The organism is Acidovorax sp. SRI_002 (assembly GCF_057586455.1).
On the sequence record NZ_JBYCZW010000001.1, the window covers coordinates 565,175 to 580,391 of the forward strand.

General features: G+C 64.9%; 14 protein-coding genes. 2 read left to right on the top strand and 12 right to left on the bottom strand.

From position 1 onward, the window contains the following. Positions 1 to 29 precede the first annotated feature (29 nt). The 8 genes from AC2YJX_RS02520 to AC2YJX_RS02555 all read right to left on the bottom strand — a co-directional run bounded on the left by AC2YJX_RS02520 (position 30) and on the right by AC2YJX_RS02555 (position 9,867). The gene (locus AC2YJX_RS02520) at positions 30 to 344 is read right to left on the bottom strand and encodes a hypothetical protein (RefSeq protein ID WP_487255197.1); all 315 of its coding nucleotides are present in this window, start codon (positions 342 to 344) and stop codon (positions 30 to 32) included. Between the two features lie 200 nt (positions 345 to 544). Continuing rightward, a complete protein-coding gene (kdpE, locus tag AC2YJX_RS02525) occupies positions 545 to 1,249 on the bottom strand; it encodes a two-component system response regulator KdpE (RefSeq protein WP_462387013.1) in 705 nt (234 codons plus the stop codon). An 8-nt stretch (positions 1,250 to 1,257) separates the two neighbouring features. Continuing rightward, positions 1,258 to 4,029 carry a DUF4118 domain-containing protein gene (locus AC2YJX_RS02530; protein ID WP_487255198.1) on the bottom strand — a complete coding sequence of 924 codons (2,772 nt, stop codon included), beginning with the start codon at positions 4,027 to 4,029 and terminating at the stop codon, positions 1,258 to 1,260. A gap of 36 nt (positions 4,030 to 4,065) precedes the next feature. Beyond that, on the bottom strand, positions 4,066 to 4,638 hold the full coding sequence (gene kdpC / locus AC2YJX_RS02535; RefSeq protein ID WP_487255199.1) for a potassium-transporting ATPase subunit KdpC: 573 nt from the start codon (positions 4,636 to 4,638) through the stop codon (positions 4,066 to 4,068). Between the two features lie 10 nt (positions 4,639 to 4,648). Then, positions 4,649 to 6,748 carry a potassium-transporting ATPase subunit KdpB gene (gene kdpB / locus AC2YJX_RS02540; protein ID WP_487255200.1) on the bottom strand — a complete coding sequence of 700 codons (2,100 nt, stop codon included), beginning with the start codon at positions 6,746 to 6,748 and terminating at the stop codon, positions 4,649 to 4,651. A gap of 9 nt (positions 6,749 to 6,757) precedes the next feature. Next, on the bottom strand, positions 6,758 to 8,563 hold the full coding sequence (gene kdpA, locus AC2YJX_RS02545; RefSeq protein WP_487255201.1) for a potassium-transporting ATPase subunit KdpA: 1,806 nt from the start codon (positions 8,561 to 8,563) through the stop codon (positions 6,758 to 6,760). 1 nt (position 8,564) lies between these two features. After that, the gene (locus AC2YJX_RS02550) at positions 8,565 to 8,663 is read right to left on the bottom strand and encodes a potassium-transporting ATPase subunit F (RefSeq protein ID WP_056414695.1); all 99 of its coding nucleotides are present in this window, start codon (positions 8,661 to 8,663) and stop codon (positions 8,565 to 8,567) included. A 229-nt stretch (positions 8,664 to 8,892) separates the two neighbouring features. Next, on the bottom strand, positions 8,893 to 9,867 hold the full coding sequence (locus AC2YJX_RS02555; protein WP_487255202.1) for a magnesium and cobalt transport protein CorA: 975 nt from the start codon (positions 9,865 to 9,867) through the stop codon (positions 8,893 to 8,895). Between the two features lie 171 nt (positions 9,868 to 10,038). On the opposite strand from AC2YJX_RS02555, the gene AC2YJX_RS02560 reads away from it, so the two are divergent. After that, on the top strand, positions 10,039 to 10,770 hold the full coding sequence (locus tag AC2YJX_RS02560; RefSeq protein WP_487255203.1) for a TorF family putative porin: 732 nt from the start codon (positions 10,039 to 10,041) through the stop codon (positions 10,768 to 10,770). Between the two features lie 30 nt (positions 10,771 to 10,800). Here the strand turns inward: AC2YJX_RS02560 and AC2YJX_RS02565 are convergent, their stop codons facing one another. Further along, positions 10,801 to 11,754 (bottom strand): helix-turn-helix transcriptional regulator, encoded by a 954-nt coding sequence (locus tag AC2YJX_RS02565; protein WP_487255204.1) that lies wholly within the window; start codon positions 11,752 to 11,754, stop codon positions 10,801 to 10,803. Positions 11,755 to 11,849: 95 nt separating this feature from the next. Here AC2YJX_RS02565 and AC2YJX_RS02570 point away from each other — a divergent pair, with 95 nt between their 5' ends. Further along, a complete protein-coding gene (locus AC2YJX_RS02570) occupies positions 11,850 to 12,458 on the top strand; it encodes a glutathione S-transferase family protein (RefSeq protein WP_121420307.1) in 609 nt (202 codons plus the stop codon). A gap of 24 nt (positions 12,459 to 12,482) precedes the next feature. Here the strand turns inward: AC2YJX_RS02570 and rng are convergent, their stop codons facing one another. From rng to rlmH, 3 genes are all read right to left on the bottom strand, one after another. Then, positions 12,483 to 13,970: a ribonuclease G gene (gene rng, locus AC2YJX_RS02575; RefSeq protein WP_121420308.1), complete on the bottom strand. Its 1,488-nt coding sequence runs from the start codon at positions 13,968 to 13,970 to the stop codon at positions 12,483 to 12,485. Between the two features lie 30 nt (positions 13,971 to 14,000). Next, entirely contained in the window at positions 14,001 to 14,615 is a 615-nt protein-coding gene (locus AC2YJX_RS02580; RefSeq protein ID WP_487255205.1) for a Maf family protein, read from the bottom strand. A gap of 93 nt (positions 14,616 to 14,708) precedes the next feature. After that, positions 14,709 to 15,176, bottom strand: coding sequence for a 23S rRNA (pseudouridine(1915)-N(3))-methyltransferase RlmH (rlmH, locus tag AC2YJX_RS02585; protein ID WP_010458753.1), 468 nt, complete (start codon positions 15,174 to 15,176; stop codon positions 14,709 to 14,711). Positions 15,177 to 15,217: the final 41 nt, after the last annotated feature.

The following is a 15,217-nucleotide window of genomic DNA, read 5'->3' on the forward strand; positions in this document are numbered from 1 at the left end:
GGCCTGGCACCTTTGCGCGCTGCAATGGCTCAACGGCATGAAAGCACCCCCGCGCAAGAAACACTGGTCACACAACCGAGTTCGAGCTGGGGCAGGCCAGAGGCCAGGCAACGTTTTGCGCCTTCCAGGTCGCGCCGGTGGATGTACAAAGTGCCCTTGGCCGTATGGCGGGGCACGTCGAACGCCAGGCGGTACCCGCGCAGCTGCCGCCCCAGCACGGCCTGCAGCGTTGCACGCAGGCTTTGCCCACTGGAATACGGCGTGATGAACGGAAGCAGCACCAACGCGGTGGGATCTACATCGCCCTCGCACAGAGGCAACAGGGATACCCGGTGCAAGCCCATACTGGGGCAACTCTTCATCAGCATGTTTTCACCACGTTGAGCCCCTGGCAGGAGCGCTTGTGGCCGGTGTTGAACATGCTTTCAGTCTAGGAAATCTGGCGTAAATCGTTCGTAAAAACTGCGGGCACAAACATCAAATCGCCGTCAATACACCGGGGCTCGATACGCACCTGCGCGGGTGCGCCGGGCTGCCGCATTCCCTATGCCGCCAAGCGGTATCCCACCCCGGACTCGGTGAGCAGGTGGCGGGGCTGGGCGGGGTCGGCCTCCAGCTTCTGCCGCAGGTGCCCCATGTAGATGCGCAGGTAGTGGCTCTGGTCCGAGCGCATCGGGCCCCACACCTCGCGCAGCAGCTGCTTTTGGGTGATGACACGCCCCGCATTGGCCACCAGCACCATCAGCATGCGGTACTCGGTGGGCGTCAGGTGCACCTCCACACCGGCCTTGCGCACCAGGCGCGCGCTACGGTCCACCTCGACGTCGCCGAAATGGAACAGGGGCTCCACGGCCTCCATCGTCAGCCCGTTGCCAGTGGCGGCGCGGGGCCTGCGCAGGTTGGCCCGCACCCGCGCCAGCAGCTCGCCGGTGCCGAAGGGTTTGGTGAGGTAGTCGTCCGCCCCCGCGTCGAGTGCGGCAATCTTCTCGGCCTCATCGGTGCGCGCAGACAACACGATGATGGGCACGGCGGACCAGCCGCGCACATCGCGGATCAGCTCCACCCCGTCGCCATCGGGCAGTCCCAGGTCCAGCACCAGCAGGTCGGGCTGGCGGGTGCCCGCAGCAGACAAGCCTTCACGCAGGGTGCCAGCCTCATGCACCTGCCAGCCCTCGGCCTCCAGCGCACTGCGCACAAAGCGCCTGATTTGTGGTTCGTCCTCGACCACCAAAACGGTTCGTATCTGCATGGTTTTCTTCAGGGGGCAGAAACGCCCCGCTCCACATCATCAAAACCGGGAACCGGCGGAGGCTCGCGCCGCGCAAGGGTGACCGTGAACTCGGCGCCGCCCCCTTCCGCGCTGGTGGCAGAAATTGTGCCTCCATGCGCTTGCACGACGGCCTTGCAGATCGCCAGACCCAGGCCCACACCCGGGGTTGCGGACTCCGCCTGGCCCCGGGTGAATTTTTCAAACAGGGTGTGCTCTTTGCCACGCACCGAAGCGGGCAGGCCCGGGCCATGGTCCCGCACCTTCAGCACCAGCATGTTGTCGGTGGTGGATGCTTTCACCACCACCGGCGCCGCGCCATATTTGGCCGCATTTTCCAGAAGATTGACCAGCACGCGCTCGATGAGCACAGGGTCAAACTCCACCAGCGGCAGGTCGGCGGGCAGCTCCGTGCGTACGGGCATGTCGCCCAGCGCTGGCCTGGCGGCCCGAATGGCCGAGCCGACCACTTCTTCCACCGACTGCCAGTCCCGCCGCAGGTGAACGCTCTGCCCCGACACATCGCTCTCCAGCCGCGCCATGTCCAGCAGGTTGCTGACCAGCGCATTGAGCTGGTGCGCCTGGCGCACGATGGACTGGGCCACAGTGCCTGTCTCTTGCGGTGGCGCGCTCTGCAGCGACTCGGCCAGCGTGATCAAGGCCGTGAGGGGTGTGCGCACATCGTGCGACACCGCGCCCAGCAAGGCATTGCGCAGCCGCTCCGACTCCATGTCCACCACGGCCCGCTGTGCGATGTTCACGTAGTGCACGCGCTCCAGGGCAATGGCAATCTGCCGCGCCAGGGTGTCGAGCTGCTGCGCCTGTTCGGGGATCAGCAGCCAGCGAGGCTGGGCTGGCTCCAGCGCCAGCACGCCCCGCACACGCATGGGAGCCTTCAACGGCACGTAGCGCCAGGATTGCGCAGCCAGGGTGCTGGTCGCCAGCCCGGCGCTCTGGCCCTGGCGCAAGGTCCAGTCCGCCACGCTTTTGTCAAAGCCCGGCGGCAGGTCATCGGGGTACTGAAGGCGGTCCGACGCGTCCAGCGCCACCACCACGGCGCGCCCCCCAAAATGCCCCTGCACGGCCGCCGCGCCAATCTCGATGACCTGGCTGGTCTCCAGCGCTGCAGACAGCTCGCGGGTCAGTTCAAACAGTGACTGGGCCCGCCGCTCCCGGCTGATCGACACCCCGGCCGCAAACCGCAACCCGGCCGTGAGTTGCCCCACCAGCAGCCCCACGCCCAGCATCACGGCAAACGTGACGATGTACTGCACATCACTCACCGCAAACGACAGGCGCGGCGACACGAAGAAAAAATCGAACGCCAGCACATTCAGCAGCGCCGCCATGGCTGCGGGCACCCGGCCAAAGCGCATGGCCACCGCGACAACTCCCACCAGGTAGAGCATCACGATGTTGGTCAGCTCCAGCAAACCATGCAGCGGCGTTGCCAGCACCGTGACGGTAATGCTGGCACCCAGGGCCCACAAAAACCCTTGCCAGCGATGGCGCCCTGCGCCGAGGTCGCCCACATCCCCGTCGTCATCCAGGCCCATGTTGCGGTCCCACAGCGCCCGAGGAAGGCGCCGCGAGCTACCCGCATGCGCTGCCTCGACGATGTCGAGCGAAGGCGCCCGTTCGGCAAGGTCGCGCGCAACGCCCTTGGCTGCCAGCAGCTTGCGCCACCCAGCCCGCACGGCGGGGCGCCCCAGCACCAGCGTGGCGCAGTTCAGATGCAGCGCCTGGGCCGCCAGGGCGGGCGCCACGCGGTCGCCGGTCAGCACGGCCGTCTCGGCCCCCAGCTCCTGCGCCAGTTGCAGCACGGCCAGAATCTTGTCGCGCTGGGCGGCCTCCAGGCGCTGCAGCCGGGGTGTCTCCACATAGGCGGCATGCCACTTCACATTGAGCTGCCCCGCCAGTCGGGCAGCTGTGCGCACTGTCTGCGCTGCGTCTTCGTGGGGCCCGACACAGGCCAGGATGCTGCCCGAGGTATTCCAGGCACTGGCCACGCGGCTGCCAGAAGCACCCGACTGCTCCACCCGCCAGCCCAGCACATCGTCTTCCACGTGCTCCGCCGTGCGCCGCAGCGCAATCTCCCGCAGGGCGATCAGGTTGCCCTTGCGAAAGAAGCTCTGCGCCGCGCGCTCTGCCTGCTGGGGCACGTAGACCTTGCCAGCGCCCAGGCGGGCGATCAGCTCGTCGGGCGTGGCATCGACCAGCACCACCTCGTCGGCATCGTCCAGAACAGTGTCGGGCACCGTTTCGTGCACGCGCACACCGGTGATGGCCCCCACCGTGCCGTTCAGGCTCTCCAGATGCTGAACATTGAGTGCGGTCCACACGTCGATGCCAGCGGCCAGCAGCTCCTGCACATCCTGCCAGCGCTTGGCGTGGCGGGAGCCCTGCACGTTGGAGTGCGCGAGTTCGTCCACCAGCAAGATGGCGGGCTTGCGGGCCAGGGCCGCATCCAGATCGAACTCGGAAAGGGTCCGGCCACGGTACTCCACCTGCTTCAGGGGCAGGGATTCCAGCCCGTCCAGGAGCGCAGCGGTCTCCGCACGGCCATGGGTTTCCACCACGCCGATCAGAATATCGCGCCCCGCGCGCCGTTCGCGCTGGGCGGCACTCAGCATGGCCCAGGTCTTGCCAACCCCGGCATTGGCGCCGAAGTAGATGCGCAGCTTGCCCCGCTGGGTCTGCGCTTCCTGGGCGCGCAGTTGCGCAATCAAGGCGTCGGGGTCGGGGCGCTGGATGTCAGTCATGCATCAACGAGTATCGGTGCCAAAAGTCAGCGCACGTCAGCGCAAGCTATCGAGGGCCAGGTTCAGCGCAAGGACGTTCACCCGGGGTTCACCCAGCAGCCCCCACAAGGGTTGCTCCGCGTGCTGGCCAATCACAGCGTTCACGCTGGCCACCGGCAGGTTGCGGGCGCGCGCCACGCGCCCCGCCTGGTACTGCGCCGCAGCCAGGCTGATGTGCGGGTCCAGGCCACTCGCCGAGGCCGTGACCAGGTCCACCGGCACCGGGGCCATGTTGCCAGGGTCGGCCGCGCGCAAGGCCTCCACGCGCGCTTTCACGGCATCAGTCAGCGCCGGATTGAGCGGCCCCTGGTTGGAGCCCCCAGAGGCTGATGCGTTGTACGGCATGGGCGCCGTGGCAGATGGACGCCCCCAAAAATGCTGGGGGTCGGTAAAGCTCTGGCCGATCAGCGTCGAACCGACCACCTGGCCATTGCGCTGCACCAGGCTGCCCGCTGCCTCCTTGGGGAAAACGGCCTGGGCAGCGCCCGTCACGGCCAAGGGGTAGAGCAAGCCGGTCAACACGCTCAACAAGGCAAACAGCACCAGCGCGGGGCGAAGAATGTTTTTCATCAGAATCTCCTCAGATCAGCCCGATGGCCACAAGTATCCAGTCAATCAGCTTGATGCCCACAAACGGCACCAAGAGCCCGCCCAGCCCATAGATGGCCAGGTTCCGCCGCAGCAGCGCAGCCGCGCCCACCGGGCGGTAGCGCACGCCGCGCAAGGCCAGGGGGATCAGGAACACGATCACCAGCGCATTGAAGATCACAGCCGACAGGATGGCGGACGAAGGGCTTGCCAGTTGCATGACGTTGAGTGCGGACAGTTGCGGGTAGGTGGACACGAAGATGGCCGGCACGATGGCGAAGTATTTCGCTACATCGTTCGCGATGGAGAACGTGGTCAGCGAGCCGCGTGTCATCAAGAGCGCCTTGCCGGTCTCCACCACCTCCAGCAACTTGGTGGGGTTGGAGTCCAGGTCCACCATGTTGCCCGCCTCCTTGGCGGCCTGCGTGCCACTGCCCATGGCCACGGCCACGTCGGCTTGGGCCAGCGCGGGGGCATCGTTGGTGCCGTCACCGGTCATGGCCACCAGGCGGCCTTCGGCCTGGTACTTGCGGATCAGCTCCAGCTTGTCTTCGGGCGTGGCTTCGGCCAGGAAGTCGTCCACCCCCGCCTCGGCCGCGATGGCCGCTGCCGTGAGCTTGTTGTCGCCGGTGATCATCACGGTCTTGATGCCCATGCGGCGCAGCTCGATGAAGCGCTCCTTGATGCCCGCCTTGACGATGTCCTTGAGTTCGACAATGCCCAGCACATGGTTGCCATCGGCCACCGCCAGGGGCGTGCTGCCCCGCAGGGCCACCTGGTCGGCCGCGCTCATCACATCCTGCGGCATCTTGCCGCCCAGGGCGTCCACATGTTTGGCCAGTGCCATCACCGCCCCCTTGCGCAGCATGGTGCCCGCAGATTCTGGCTGCCCCTCGCCTGCGGGCAGGTCCACGCCGCTCATGCGGGTCTGGGCCGTGAAGGGCACCAGCTTGACGCCCTGCGGGTTCTGGCCATCCACGCCAGCGCGGCGGGCCAACTCCACAATGCTGCGGCCTTCAGGCGTTTCATCTGCCAGCGACGCCAGCAAGGCGGCGCGCGCAAGGCGCTCCTTGGACACACCCGGCGCAGGCAAAAATGCGCTGGCCTGGCGGTTGCCGTGGGTGATGGTGCCGGTCTTGTCCAGCAGCAGCACGTCCACGTCGCCTGCGGCCTCCACAGCCCGGCCCGAGGTGGCGATCACATTGGCCTGCATCATGCGGCTCATGCCAGCCACCCCCACAGCAGACAGCAGGCCGCCAATGGTGGTGGGGATCAGGCACACCAGCAGGGCCACCAGCGCGGTCAGCGAGACCACCGTGCCCGCGCCCGACGCCTGCACGCTGAAGATCGAAAACGGCAGCAGGGTCACGGTAACGACCAGGAACACGATGGTCAGCGCCACCAGCAAAATGGTCAGCGCGATCTCGTTGGGCGTTTTCTGGCGCTTGGCAGCTTCCACCATGCCAATCATCCGGTCGAGGAACGACTCGCCCGGGTTGACTGCCACGCGCACCACCAGCCAGTCGGACAACACACGGGTGCCGCCGGTCACGGCAGAAAAATCGCCACCGGATTCACGCACCACAGGGGCCGATTCGCCGGTGATGGCGCTCTCGTCCACCGAGGCCACGCCCTCAATCACCTCGCCATCCAGCGGGATCACATCACCCGCCTCCACCAGCACCACATCGCCCCGGCGCAGGTTGGTGGCCAGCTCGGGCAAGAACGCAGCACCGTGCACAGGCTCCTTGAGCTTCTTGGCCCAGGTTTCCTTGCGCAGCCCGCGCAGCGAGGCGGCTTGTGCCTTGCTGCGGCCTTCTGCCAGCGCTTCGGCAAAATTGGCAAACAGCACGGTGAACCACAGCCAGACCGTGATGGCCAGTACAAACGCTGGACGCATGCTCGCATCCTCAGGCGCATTGAGTGCATGCAGCCACAGCAGCGTGGTGAAGATGCTGCCGATGTACACGATGAACATCACCGGGTTGCGCCACTGCACAAACGGGCTCAACTTGGCCAGCGCTCCCCAGAGCGCAGTCTTGATGAGCGCTGTATCCAGCAGCGAAACGGAAGAAGTTTTTTTCTTGGTCATTGCCATACCTCACTGAACCCGGAGCATCAGGTGCTCCACCATCGGCCCCAGGGCCAGGGAGGGCACGTAGTTGAGAAGACCCACCAGAAGCACGGTGCCGATCAGCAGCGTGACAAACAAGGGACCGTGTGTGGGCATGGTGCCCGCCGTGACAGGCAAGCGCTTCTTGGCCGCCAGCGAACCCGCAATGGCCAGCACCGGCACGATCACGCCGAAACGGCCCAGCCACATCGCCAGCCCCAGCAAAAAGTTGTAGAACGGCGTGTTGGCCGACAGGCCCGCAAAGGCGCTGCCGTTGTTGTTGGCGGCAGACGTCAGCGCATACAGAATTTCCGAGAACCCGTGCGCGCCCGGGTTGGCGATGCCCGCCCTGCCCGCGTCCGTGGCCACGGCAATCGCCGTGCCCACCAGCACCAGAATGGGCGTGACCAGGATGGCCGCCGAGGTGAGCTTCATCTCACGCACCTCGATCTTCTTGCCCAGGTACTCCGGTGTGCGGCCAATCATGAGGCCCGCCATGAAGACGGCGAGGATGGCAAACACCAGCATGCCGTAGAGGCCCGTGCCAACGCCACCAAACACCACTTCGCCCAGTTGCATCAGCACCAGCGGCACCATGCCGCCCAAAGGCGTATAGGAGTCGTGCATGGAGTTCACAGCACCACAAGAGGCGGCAGTGGTCACGGCAGCGAACAGTGCCGACGCATTGATGCCGAACCGCACCTCCTTGCCTTCCATGTTGCCCCCCGCTTGCAAGGCACTGGCGGTTTGCTCCACGCCCAGGCCCACCCATTGCGGGTTGCCGACTTTCTCAGCGGAAACCACAGCGATCACGGCCACCACAAACATCACCGTCATGGCCGCCAGGATCGCAAAGCCCTGGCGTTGGTCGCCCACAACGCGGCCGAACGCAAAACACAGTGCAGCGGGAATCAGAAAAATCGCCAGCATCTGCACGAAGTTGGTCAGGGCCGTCGGGTTCTCATAGGGATGGGCGGAGTTGGCATTGAAAAAGCCGCCTCCGTTGGTGCCCAGCATCTTGATGGCTTCCTGCGATGCCACCGGGCCCATGGCCAGGGTCTGGGTGTTGCTTGTCTTGGCTTCCATCACCGGCGCGCCATCGCTGCCCACCACCGGCTGGCCCGATGGGTCGAGCTTGGGCACTTCATAGGCCGTTGTCTCCAGCGTCGCCACATCCTTGTAGGCGTCAAAGTTCTGGATCACGCCCTGCCCGACCAGCACGATGGAAATCACAAACGCGATGGGCATCAGCACCCATGCCGTGATGCGCGTGACATCGGCCCAGAAGTTGCCCACAAAGCCTTGGCCATCGGTGCTGCGCGCTGCAAAGCCGCGCGCCAGCGCAAACGCCACGGCGATGCCGGTGGCCGCCGAGAAGAAGTTCTGCACCGACAGGCCCAGCATCTGCGTGAGGTAGCTCATGGTGGACTCGCCCGCATAGCCCTGCCAGTTGGTGTTGGAGACAAAGCTGATGGCAGTGTTGAACGAAGAATCGCCCGACACTGCGGCCATGCCCTGCGGATTGAGCGGCAGCAGGTGCTGCAAACGCTGCAGGCCATACACCGCAAAAGCGCCGATGGCATTGAAAGCTAGCAGCGCCAGCGCATAGCTGCGCCAGTGCATCATCTGATCCGGCGCGACCCCAGCCAGCTTGTACAACGGTTTTTCGATGGCATGCATCCACCGTGGCAGGCGGCCTTCACACACTGCGGCCAGCCATTTGCCAAGCGGCCACGCCAGCACGCCCAGCACGATCAAAAAGAGCCCCAGCAGGCTCCAGGCAGAGGTATCCATCTCAGAACTCCTCCGCGCAGATCAGCGCAAACACCAGATAGGCCAGCAAGACCAAGGCCACGATGGCGCCAAAGCCGTAGAGCATTTCCATGCCGATCATGAACGCTCCCCCTTGGCCGGGCCGAACTTGCCCAGCAAAACCACGGCCTCAGCCATGACCACCCACAACGCCGCCAGTGCGGCAATCCATAACACGTCCATCGACAACTCCTGCATCAGAACAGGTGTTTGATTCTGAGAAGGTGGCCGTAAAAAGTGTGCACAGACTGAAGGGAGAGCCGTAAAAACGGCGTAAAAATCCAGAGCAAGACGCCGGATCGCAGAAGCGCCTACAACCAGCCCGCCCTGCGAAAACGGTAGTACAGATAACCGCAGGTGCCGGCGATGAGTGTCAGCGCCGCCGCATAGCCATAGCGCCATTTCAGCTCGGGCATGCTATCGAAGTTCATGCCCCAGATGCCCGCGAATGCCGTGCACACGGCGAACAGGCTGGCCCATGCGGCCAGGCGCTTGACGACCTCCCCATCCTCGATCGTGACCATGGACAGGTTGACGTGGATGGCCGTGCCAATGGTGTCGCGGATGGAGTCAATCGAGGTGTTGATTCGGCTCAGGTGGTCCACCACATCACGAAAATATTCCTGCGAACCCATGCAGATCTGCGGAACACGCCCTCCGTGCAACTTAGCTGCCCCCTCCAGCAGTGGAGCCACCGCATGCTTGAGCAACGTGAGGCGCTGCTTGAGTTCATACAGCCGCCGGATGCTGGCCCGCGCGGCACCTTGCGTAAATATCTGCTGCTCGATGGTTTCCAACTCGACTTCCAGCGCATCGATGACGGGGAAGTAGCGGTCCACCACTGCATCCATGAGTGCATACAGCACAAAGCCGGGCCCGTTGCGTAGCAATTCAGGCTCTTGTTCACAGCGCGTACGCACATCCACAAAGCCACGTTGGCTGCGGTTGCGCACCGAAACCACGTAGTTCTTGCCAACAAAGATATTGAGTTCACCCAGCCGTGACACCGTATCGGCAGCGCCACTGGATTCGAGCAAGTGCAACGCCACGAAGAGCGAGGATGCGTACTCCTCGACCTTGGGCCGCTGGTGACCATGCCGGGCGTCTTCCACCGCCAGCGGGTGCAGGCCGAACTCCGCTTGCAGTTCATCCAGCTCTTCAGCATTGGCATCCTGCAAGGCCACCCACACGAAACACCCGGGTAGAGAGATGTGTTCGCTGATCTCGCTGACGGGAATATCGGCCAGCTTGGTGCCGTCCTCATACACAACACAGTTGATCAACACCGCAGCACCTCTTGCAAACAGAAAGGAAGATGCAGGTGATCTTGCCATTGGTGCCCACCTCAACATCCACGGGCTTGCGCAACATTTACGGCGTGGGCTGCAATTTTTGCGAACTTTATACGCAGGCTTTCCTACGCTTGTGCTCTTGTCTTTTTCTCAAAATTTGCTGCCATGAATCCCGCTTCTTCCAAAGTACTCGCCTTCGCACTGCTGACTGCGCTTCCCATGCTGGCCAGTGCCCAGCTCACCGGCAATGTCAGCCTGACCACCAACTACAAGTTCCGTGGCCAGGACCAGGACGTTTCCAAGTCCAAAGCGGTCAAGCCTGCACTGCAAGGCGGTTTTGACTATGCCTTCGGCGACACCGGCTGGTACGTGGGCAACTGGAACTCCAGCGTGGACTGGCTGGCCAACAACTCGCTCGAATCCGACCTGTACGGCGGCTACAAGTTCAAGGCTGGCGGCGCCGACCTGGATGTGGGCGCCCTGACCTACATCTACCCCGGCAACAGCAACGGAAACACCACCGAGCTGTATGGCGCGGCCACCATGGGCCCCTTCACAACCAAGTACTCGCACACCATCTCCAAGGACTACTTCGGCTTTGCCGGCGCCAAGGCTGGCTCGGGCCTGAAGGGCCGCAACACCGGCTACCTGAACTTCGCGTTTGCGCAGGAAGTTGCCCCCAGCGTGACGGTGAAGGCCTCGGTCGGCTTCACGCGCTTTGCCAGCGACATCAAGGACCTGGGCGTGCCCAACTACATGGACTACAGCGTGGGCGGTGCCTACGACTTCGGCGGTGGCCTGTCGCTGGGCGCGGCCGTGGTCGGCGCCAACAAGAAGGCCTTCTTCGGCCATGTCAACAAGTCGCGCGTGATCGTCACGCTGACCAAAACCCTGTAACCCCGTTCGCTGCAGGCCAGCGGCACGCCTTCACATCGCGCACCGCAGCGCCCGCATCCCAGCCACCCGCAGCCGCTCTTTCAGCGCGGCGGGTGCCAGCACTTCGAACTCCACATCGAGCGCCATCAGCCAGTACACCAGCGAATCGTTGGCGCCGCATTCCAGCTGGCACCGCTGCCCCTCATCGAGCGCCGACACCACACCTGCCGACTGCGGAATGCGTCTGGCCATCTCTTGATACGGTGCATGCAACACAATGCGCGCCTGTTCGGCATGGGGCGCCACTGCAATCGAACGTGAAACGTATGCCTTCAGATCCCCGCCATCGGGCGACACCCGGGGCGCGAAATGGGCACCCACCGTGGGAGCCCCCACGATGCGGTCGATACGGAAGGTGCGCCAGTCCTCCCGCACCCGGTCCCACGCCACCAGGTACCAGCGGTGGCCGGTATGGGCCAGGCCCTGGGGCTCCACGCTGCGTTCGGCGCTGCGGCCCTTGCTGTCGCCGTAGGTGAACGCCAGGCGCAACTGGTCACGGCAGGCCGACGCCAGCGTGGCCAGCAACGAGGCATCCACCACCGGCCCGACACGGTCCATGGGCAGGATGGTGGAGCGTAGTGCATCCACCTGCTGCCGCAGGCGGGCGGGCATGGCCTGCTCCAGCTTGACCAGGGCCCGAAGTGCGGGCTCTTCAATGCCGCCGACCGCGCCGGCGGTGGCAGTGCGCAGGGCAATCGACACGGCCAGCGCTTCGTCGTCGTCCAGCAGCAAGGGCGGCAGCGCCTGACCGGCCCGGAAGGCATAGCCGCCCGCCACGCCGCTGCTGGCATGCACGGGGTAGCCCAGCTGGCGCAGGCGGTCGATGTCGCGCCGCAAGGTGCGCGGGTGCACTTCCAGGCGCTCGGCCAGTTCCGGCCCCATCCAGTGGTTGCGCGTCTGCAGCAAGGAGAGCAGACGCAGCAGGCGGGTTGATGAAGTGAGCATGGCGCGACTTTACTTTCTATTGCGGACTGAAATTGTCCGCAATGGCTTTTACAGTGGCACCACCTTTTCTTCCACAACCACCCAAGGAGCTTTCCATGTCCATCGTTCTCTATTGGCATCCCATGTCCAGCGCCACCCCCATCGCCTGCGCCCTCACCGAGCTGGCCGTGCCCCACGAACGCGTGAAGATCGACATCCGCACCGGCGAGCAGCGCCGCCCGGAGTACCTGGCCCTGAACCCCAACGGCAAGGTGCCCACCTTGACCGTGGACGGCGCCCCCATGTTCGAGGCCCTAGCCATCCACCTCTGGCTGGGCCATCGCTTTGGCATTGAGCGCGGGCTGTGGCCCGCTGCGGGCACGCCCGAGGCGCTGCAGGCCCTGTCGTGGTGCACCTGGGCGTATGTGACCTATGGTGCGCTCGTGGGACGCCTGCATGTGGCAACCCAAGGCGAAGAGGTTTGGCGCAACGCCGCCCAAGCAGAAGCCCTCCTGCGTCAACTGAGCGAGTTGCTAGCGGTGCTGGACGCGCGGCTGGCTGCGCAGACCTGGATGCTGGGTGCCGACTATTCGCTGGTGGATTTAGTAGTGGGCTCGGTGCTGGGCTACAGCCTGTACCTGGGCGCCCCCGTCAACGCGCACCCGCATGTGCAGGCCTGGCTGGCGCGGGTGCAGGCACGCCCGGCGATGCAGATCGACGCTTGAAGACGGCGCGCAGAACGATGGGCGCTACAGCAGCACGATGTCGTACTGCTCCTGCCCCATCGCGCTCTCGGATTGCAGCGAGATCGGCTTCTTGATGAAGTCCGAGAGACCAGCCAGGTGCTGGCTTTCCTCGTCCAGGAACAGCTCCACCACGCGGGGCGACGCCACCACGCGGAATTCGCGCGGGTTGAACTGGCGGGCTTCGCGCAGGATCTCGCGCAGGATGTCGTAGCACACGCTGCGCGCGGTCTTCACGCTGCCCTTGCCCTGGCAGGCCTCGCAGGGCTCGCACAGCATATGGGCGAGGGATTCGCGCGTGCGCTTGCGCGTCATCTCCACCAAACCCAGCTGCGAGAAGCCACCCGCCATGGTCTTCACGCGGTCGCGGGCGAGCTGTTTTTTGAACTCCGCCAGCACGGCCTGCTGGTGGTCGTCGCGCACCATGTCGATGAAGTCCACGATGATGATGCCGCCCAGGTTGCGCAGGCGCAGCTGGCGGGCAATGGCCTGGGCGGCCTCCAGGTTGGTCTTGAAGATGGTGTCGTCGAAGTTGCGTGCCCCCACGTAGCCACCGGTGTTCACATCGATGGTGGTGAGCGCCTCGGTCTGGTCCACGATGAGATAGCCGCCAGACTTCAAATCGACGCGGCGCCCCAGGGCTTTGGCCACCTCTTCGTCGATGGAGTACAGGTCAAAAATCGGGCGTTCACCCTTGTAGTGCTGTAGCTTGCCGGCAGCCGCTGGCATGAATTCCTGCCCAAACGCACGCAGGCGCTGGAACTGCTCCATCGAATCCAGGCGGATGGTCTGCGTGTGGTCACCCACCAGATCGCGCAGCACGCGCTGCAGCAGGTCCAAATCCTGATGGAGCAGCGACATGGCAGGCAGCTTGAGCGATGCCTCCTTGATGCGCGCCCAGGTCTTGCGCAGGTAGGCAATGTCTTCGGCCAGCTCCGCATCGGTCGAATCTTCGCCGTTAGTGCGCAGGATGAAGCCGCCGCCACCGCCCGTGGATTTATCGCCCACCAGCGCCTGCAGCCGCGCGCGCAGCGCATCGCGCTCGGCAGGCGGAATCTTCTGCGACACGCCCACATGGTCGTCCTGCGGCAGAAACACCAGCAGGCGCCCGGCCACGCTGATCTGCGTGGACAGTCGTGCGCCTTTGGTGCCAATCGGGTCCTTGATGACCTGCACCATCAGCGCCTGCCCCTCGAACACCTGCTTTTCAATCGGCACCTGCGGCTCGTTCTTGCGGGCGAATGCGGGCGGCTCGCCATCGGGCTGGCGTTGCCACACATCGGCCACATGCAAGAAGGCCGCACGCTCCAGGCCGATGTCGATGAAGGCCGACTGCATGCCCGGCAGCACACGCGAGACCTTGCCCAGATAGACATTGCCCACCAGGCCGCGCTCCAGCGTGCGCTCGATGTGCAACTCCTGCACGGCGCCGTGCTCCACCACGGCCACGCGGGTTTCCTGGGGCGACCAGTTGATCAGGATGTCTTGTTGCATGGCGTTTTTGTTGTCTGTTGTTGCTGTCGCCTAGATGGCGAAACCTGCCGCGCGCAGCAGCTGTGCCGTCTCGTACATCGGCAGCCCCATGATGCCCGAATAGCTGCCCGCCAGGTGCTCCACATACGCCGCCGCCCGGCCCTGGATGCCGTACGCCCCCGCCTTGCCCAGTGGCTCGCCAGTGGCGACGTAGGCGTCGATCTGCGCGGGCGTCATCGCGGCAAAAGTGACGCGCGACACCGACAGCGCGCTCAGGCGCTTGGGGCCCACCTGCAGCGCCACGGCGGTGAGCACGCGGTGCTCGTGGCCCGCCAGCTCGGCCAGCATGCGCGCGGCATGGGGCGCGTCGTCGGGCTTGCCGTAGATGGTGCGGCCCAGCGCCACGGTGGTGTCGGAGCAGAGGATGGGGGCGTCTGGCAAACCACGGCGGGCGCGCCGGGCCACGGCAGCGTCGAGCTTGAGGCCCGTCACGCGCTCCACATAGGCCGTAGGCGCTTCGCCGGGCAGCACCACCTCGATGGCTTCGGCGTCCTCGGACTCGTCACCCTCCACATTGGGCAGCAGCAGTTCGTGGCGTACGCCCAGTTGTTCGAGCAGCTGGCGCCGACGGGGGCTTTGGGAGGCAAGGTAGATGAAGTCAGGCATGAACAGATTTTGATTAAAAATCGGCTCTAGCGCTTACCCATCAAGCGCCAGAAACTATAAAAACAGGAGTTCCGTGCACCACCTGCCCGCACCCTACTCGCGGTGGTAAGGGTGCCCGGCGTTCACCGACCAGGCTCGGTACAGCTGCTCGATGAGCAGCACCCGCACCATGGCATGGGGCAAGGTCAGGTCCGACAGGCGAATGCGTTCATGGGCGCCCTGGCGAAAGGCCGGGTCCAGCCCATCAGGGCCGCCAATGACCAAGGCAACGTCGTCGCCGCCCAGTTGCCAGCCCTTCAGGCGCTCGGCCAGAGCCTTGGTGGTGAGATTGGTGCCGCGCTCATCCAGCGCCACCACGCGGGTACCCCGGGGGATCGCAGCTTCAATCCGCTCGCGCTCGGCGGCGTACAGCGTCTCCAGCGTCTTGGAGCCCCGTGGCTCGGTCTTGACGGCTTTGAGTTCGACCTTGAGCTCCGGCGGAAACCGCTTGGCGTAGTCGTCGTACGCCGTCTGCGCCCAGTCGGGCACGCGCTGGCCCACGGCCACGATCAGCAGCTTCATGGCAACTCAGGCGCGGTGCGCGGGTACAGGTGGTCGTCGAT

What these genes read in the sequence shown, in the direction of transcription:
- AC2YJX_RS02520 (WP_487255197.1), bottom strand. Translation starts at nt 344, where the DNA reads ATGGGCTTGCACCGGGTATCCCTGTTGCCTCTGTGCGAGGGCGATGTA.
- kdpE (WP_462387013.1), bottom strand. Translation starts at nt 1,249, where the DNA reads ATGCAGATACGAACCGTTTTGGTGGTCGAGGACGAACCACAAATCAGG.
- AC2YJX_RS02530 (WP_487255198.1), bottom strand. Translation starts at nt 4,029, where the DNA reads ATGACTGACATCCAGCGCCCCGACCCCGACGCCTTGATTGCGCAACTG.
- kdpC (WP_487255199.1), bottom strand. Translation starts at nt 4,638, where the DNA reads ATGAAAAACATTCTTCGCCCCGCGCTGGTGCTGTTTGCCTTGTTGAGC.
- kdpB (WP_487255200.1), bottom strand. Translation starts at nt 6,748, where the DNA reads ATGACCAAGAAAAAAACTTCTTCCGTTTCGCTGCTGGATACAGCGCTC.
- kdpA (WP_487255201.1), bottom strand. Translation starts at nt 8,563, where the DNA reads ATGGATACCTCTGCCTGGAGCCTGCTGGGGCTCTTTTTGATCGTGCTG.
- AC2YJX_RS02550 (WP_056414695.1), bottom strand. Translation starts at nt 8,663, where the DNA reads ATGATCGGCATGGAAATGCTCTACGGCTTTGGCGCCATCGTGGCCTTG.
- AC2YJX_RS02560 (WP_487255203.1), top strand. Translation starts at nt 10,039, where the DNA reads ATGAATCCCGCTTCTTCCAAAGTACTCGCCTTCGCACTGCTGACTGCG.
- AC2YJX_RS02565 (WP_487255204.1), bottom strand. Translation starts at nt 11,754, where the DNA reads ATGCTCACTTCATCAACCCGCCTGCTGCGTCTGCTCTCCTTGCTGCAG.
- AC2YJX_RS02570 (WP_121420307.1), top strand. Translation starts at nt 11,850, where the DNA reads ATGTCCATCGTTCTCTATTGGCATCCCATGTCCAGCGCCACCCCCATC.
- rng (WP_121420308.1), bottom strand. Translation starts at nt 13,970, where the DNA reads ATGCAACAAGACATCCTGATCAACTGGTCGCCCCAGGAAACCCGCGTG.
- AC2YJX_RS02580 (WP_487255205.1), bottom strand. Translation starts at nt 14,615, where the DNA reads ATGCCTGACTTCATCTACCTTGCCTCCCAAAGCCCCCGTCGGCGCCAG.
- rlmH (WP_010458753.1), bottom strand. Translation starts at nt 15,176, where the DNA reads ATGAAGCTGCTGATCGTGGCCGTGGGCCAGCGCGTGCCCGACTGGGCG.